We start from the raw sequence: 4601 nt of genomic DNA, 5'->3' as shown, positions 1-4601 counted from the left end.
GCGGCAGCTTCATACTCCTGCTTCAACACGTGTGCCTCGGCACGGCAGAGCAACGTTTCGTCGGTAGTGAAAGCAGGAATGACAACGTGCGGCTGTCCAGTCTGGGCTATCTGGTTGGTGATTTCGAAGATTTCGGTCATCTTCGGGATGAAATAGCTCATGTAATTGTAATGGAACACCGTGTTGTAAACAGTCAGCTGCTTGTTTCCGGGGAAGTAAGACCACGCCAGCTGCGAACGGAAAATGTCGTTGGTGATGCCGTAACGTTGGTTACCTACACGTCCGTAAAGCGAACGGTTGGTTATCAGCAGCAGGTTTGCCGGTTCGTCAGCACTGATATAACCGTAAGTCCATTCCTTGGTGGTGGTAAACTTATCATATCCGTTCAGGTCTCTCAATACGCTTGTCGGATCGGTTCCGATAGCTTTGGTTGCATATGCGATAACCTTATCGTAATCTTTTCCGTAAAACAGGTTGAAACGTGCCGCAAAAGCATAAGCCGCTTTTTCGTTAAAGTGATACATGGGGATATTGAAAGTGATTCCGGCCACCAATGGCAGTGCTTCTTCAATATCTTCGTTGATTTTACGATAAGTATCCTCCAGCGTACCACGTTCGTAAACCACGCCTACCGATTCCTCGGGAGCAGTAATATAAGGAATGCCCAGTTCGTTGGCAGCAGTGCGTTCGTTATAAGCCATACAGAACGTATTGGCCAGCATAAAATGTCCGTAAGCACGGCACAACAGTGCTTCTCCTTTGTAAGGCAGGCACTCGGCCGGCGTACCCATCTCTTCGATGGCACTCAGAGCCTGATTGGCCGAAGCAATGGCACGGTAATTGGCATCCCAGACTTCCTGCGGACTATCCCAGTCAGACTCTACGGCATCTTTCCACATATACGACTCAATGGCCAGGTTCATGGGACTGGAGTACATGTCACCATTGTCGGCATAATTGTCGGACATGAATTCGAACATAATGGTAGGATGCAGTGTAGGATAAGCAGACAGCAGGATATCCCTTACTTTAGTAGGAGTATTGATTTCCGTACGTTTGTCGGGCATAGTGTCGAGAAAGCTGTCGCAAGACTGCATGCTTCCCATCAAGCCGGCAACGCCTAATGCAAATAATATATTTCTTGTTTTCATGATAGGTAACTGTTAATGGTTAGAAATTGGCTCTGACTGTGAACGTAAACTGCTTGGGTACCGGAGCGGCCACACCACCAGAATTGAAGAATTCCGGATCCTGTCCGTTCAGCTTCTTGTCGGCATAAATCAGGAAGAGATTCGTACCTTGCACCTTCAACGAAAGGCCTTTGACAATCTTCTGACCACCCAGCAGGCTCTTCGGGAAATCGTAACTCAACGAAATCTCTTTCATTCGGATGAAACTACCGTCGGCAATACGTGCATCAGAATAGTTGTATGCGTTGTAACCATAGTTCATGTTGCTGTACTTATTGTTATCGCGTGTACTGGCTATGACGGGGATATCGGTAATCTTCTCGTCGCCCGGCATCATCCAGCGGTTCTTGAATTCCTTGGGAGTAGCGTCCAGGTCGTTGTAGCTGCGCGCGAACCGAGGATCGAGACGAACCTTGTTGCCTGCGGCATAAGTAATAAACACATTCAGCTTGAAGTTCTTCCAGGTAAAAATGTTACCGAAACTACCGGTAATGGTCGGATCTTTTGGACCTTCGTACTTCAGGAAATCCAGATTTTCCAGCTGCTGGAAGTTGATACTACCGTATTGGGTCTTATCCACCAGCTTCCCGTTCCACATAAAGGTCGGATAACCGTCAGAATCAAGTCCGGCAAAAGGTATGGAGAAGATACTACCCCACTGGTAGCCTTCGCGTTGTCCGTAACCGGTCACAAGATCGAACAAATAAGTCTGTGATTTAAGGTCGGTAATCTGCGTCTTGCTGTAACCGAAAATAAAGTCGGTACTCCAGCTAAAGTTCCTGGTAACGATGTTGCGGGTCGAAAGAGTGGCCTCGTAACCGTGCGACTTCATGCTGGCCAGGTTGGCATTGCGTCGTGTTTCACCACCCACACCTTGTGTCAGTACGGCACCAATCAGGTCGTAGTTGTTACGCTTATACCAAGCCAATTCCAGATTAATACGGTTGTCAAGGAAACCCAAATCCAATCCGATATTCAACTCATGCTTCTTTTCATAAGTCAGGTCACCGTTGGCCAATTCTACAATCTGCAAGCCCGATTCACCCACCGATGCACTGGGACGCCAGGGTGTGAAACTGTTGATGTTAACCACCGAGTTGGTAACGTATGACGGACCTGCGTCGGCTGTCAAACTGTAGGAGCCTTTGAGGGTCATGTGCGAAAAAGCCGGTTCCAGATGTTGGAAGAAGGATTCTTCGTGTACGTTCCAGGCGGCGCCTACGTTCCAAGTGGGCAACCAGCGGGCCGAACGGGCCTTACCCAGACGGTTGGTTCCTTCGTAACGGATGGTTCCCGTCAGGCTGTAGCGTCCTTTATAAGAGTAAGTTCCGGTAGCAAAGTAGGCCAGCATGCGTTTCTTGGTATTGTATAGCGAATAATAGGTAGAATTATTTTCGCGCATCTTCTTGAAAGCATGATAATCGAAATACGGAATCTCACCATTCTCGTACTGCATACCCCAACCCTCGAACGAGTTGTTGCTGCGGTCGACGGCATTGGCTTCCATACCGGCATACAGGTTCAGGATATTTTCTCCTCTGAACACCGTGTTGTAGCTGGCTGCCGCACGGAAGTCCCAGCTGAGCATGCGATAATCGGTCTTATTGTAGAAACCACCATTTGGCAAAATACTGAAAGGCAACGAATTGAGCACATCGGGATCAGTATAAAGCCAGGTATTGCTATTGCGTATGGTGGCATCGTCCATGGCACGATAAGCCATCGCCTGGTTGGACGACTCCAATATTTTATGTTCCTGCGAGGAAGAAGAGTATTTGGCTGCTCCCAACACGCTCAGTTCAAGTCCCTTCAGCGGTTTCCATTTCAGTTCGCCCTGAAAGCGCAGATCCACGACGTTCAGGAAGATGTTATTGGTATTCAACTCGTTGAAGATGTTGAAGTCGGCATAGTTACGGGTATAGATTTCGTCCGGATCCAGCGTACGCGAAGTGTTCAGTGCATACGAATAGGGATTGATATCGAAACCACGCGATACCTCGCCCGACACAGCGTCGCGCGACTGACCAATGGTACCGGGTGCTTTCTGCTTACGATAAGAAGCATTGCCGATAACGTTGAGCGACAGTTCCTTAGTCAGGTTATAAGTCGTATTCATATTAGCCGTATAGCGTTGCACGCTACTGCTCTTCATCCATCCCGGATCGGTCATCACACTGAGCGAGATGTATGAGTTCGACTTCTCCGTACCGCTTGATATGCTCACCGAGTGGTTCATCATCAGTGCATTGCTGAAAAGCAGGTCGAACCAGTCGGTATTGCGGTATTCGGCTGCCCGAAGGTATTCGTTACGGGCCTGCACCGTATTGAGCAAACCAAACTGGCCTGTCACAGGGTCGTATGTATTGATAAGGTGGTACATTCGGCCGTAAACGCCGCTGTTGGCAGCCCGGTAGGTACCGGCCAGATTCAGCCAGCCTTTATTCTGCAACTCCTTGTATACGCCCATCTGGTCTTGCGAGTTCATGATGTTGAACGTACGGTACGAAGGCTTCAGGCGGCTAGTAAACTCACCGGTATAGCTGAACCGGGTAGTACCGGCCTTTCCTTTCTTGGTGTTCACTACAATCACACCTGCCATGGCACGGGCACCGTAAATAGAGGTAGCCGAACCGTCTTTCAGAATCTGAAAACTCTCAATATCATCCGAGTTCAATCCGGCAATGGCCGAACTGATCAGTGTAGTGGCATCGCCCGAAGAAAGGTCGTTGGCTCCAATCTCTACCACATCCTCCATGATGACTCCGTCCACCACCCACAAAGGTTTGGAGTTACCGTAAATAGAGGTGGCTCCACGTACCCTGATTTTGGGAGCCGTACCGAACGTACCCGAAATGTTCTGTACGGACACACCTGCCGCACGTCCTTCCAGGCCACGGCTGATGTCGGCCATACCGTCCAGTTTCACATCGGCGGCAGACAATTGGTCGGCTGCTCCGGTAAAGAGGCGTTTGTCCACCTTGGTCATACCGGTTACCACCACTTCTTCCAGCATCTCGGAATCGGGCATCAAAACCACTTTCATATTCTTTCCACGCGTGATCTGCACAACTTCCTTTCTGAATCCGATAAAGGAAATCTGCAATTCTTTGGCCGATGCAGGCAAATTGTCCAACCGGAACTTGCCATCAACGTCTGTTGTCACTCCGACCGTTGTGCCGACCACCAATACGGAAGCCCCGATAACCGGCTGATTGTCTTCCCCGGAAATGACGACTCCGCTTACTCCCGTCTGTTGCGCTGTCATGGAAGCAATTCCTACAAAAAGGAAAAGCAATGACACAAGAAGTTTGTTTTTCATGCTCTTTGATTTTAGATTAGTATATAAAGTTAAAGAATCATCATCGCAGTTTCCCACCTTCAAAATTCAGCGCTCTGAAAAACGGTGCTCTT

Annotated in this window: 1 protein-coding gene and 1 pseudogene; both read right to left on the bottom strand. The window is 49.0% G+C overall.

Going from position 1 to position 4601, the window contains the following annotated elements; genetic code table 11:
* Nucleotides 1-1067 (bottom strand): annotated as a pseudogene (locus tag QVP67_RS11845) (RagB/SusD family nutrient uptake outer membrane protein); the annotation flags it as partial.
* Nucleotides 1068-1170: 103 nt separating this feature from the next.
* Entirely contained in the window at nucleotides 1171-4509 is a 3339-nt protein-coding gene (locus tag QVP67_RS11840) for a SusC/RagA family TonB-linked outer membrane protein (RefSeq protein WP_022163776.1), read from the bottom strand.
* Nucleotides 4510-4601 lie beyond the last annotated feature (92 nt).

Source organism: Bacteroides sp. CAG:633 (assembly GCF_000435115.1).
Taxonomy (GTDB): Bacteria; Bacteroidota; Bacteroidia; order Bacteroidales; family Bacteroidaceae; genus Bacteroides; species Bacteroides ndongoniae.
Note: the sequence above shows the minus strand (reverse complement) of the source record. Positions and strands in the feature narration are given on the sequence as shown.

Excerpts from the sequence above, each read along its gene's own strand:
- QVP67_RS11840 (WP_022163776.1), bottom strand. The coding sequence starts at position 4,509 with ATGAAAAACAAACTTCTTGTGTCATTGCTTTTCCTTTTTGTAGGAATT.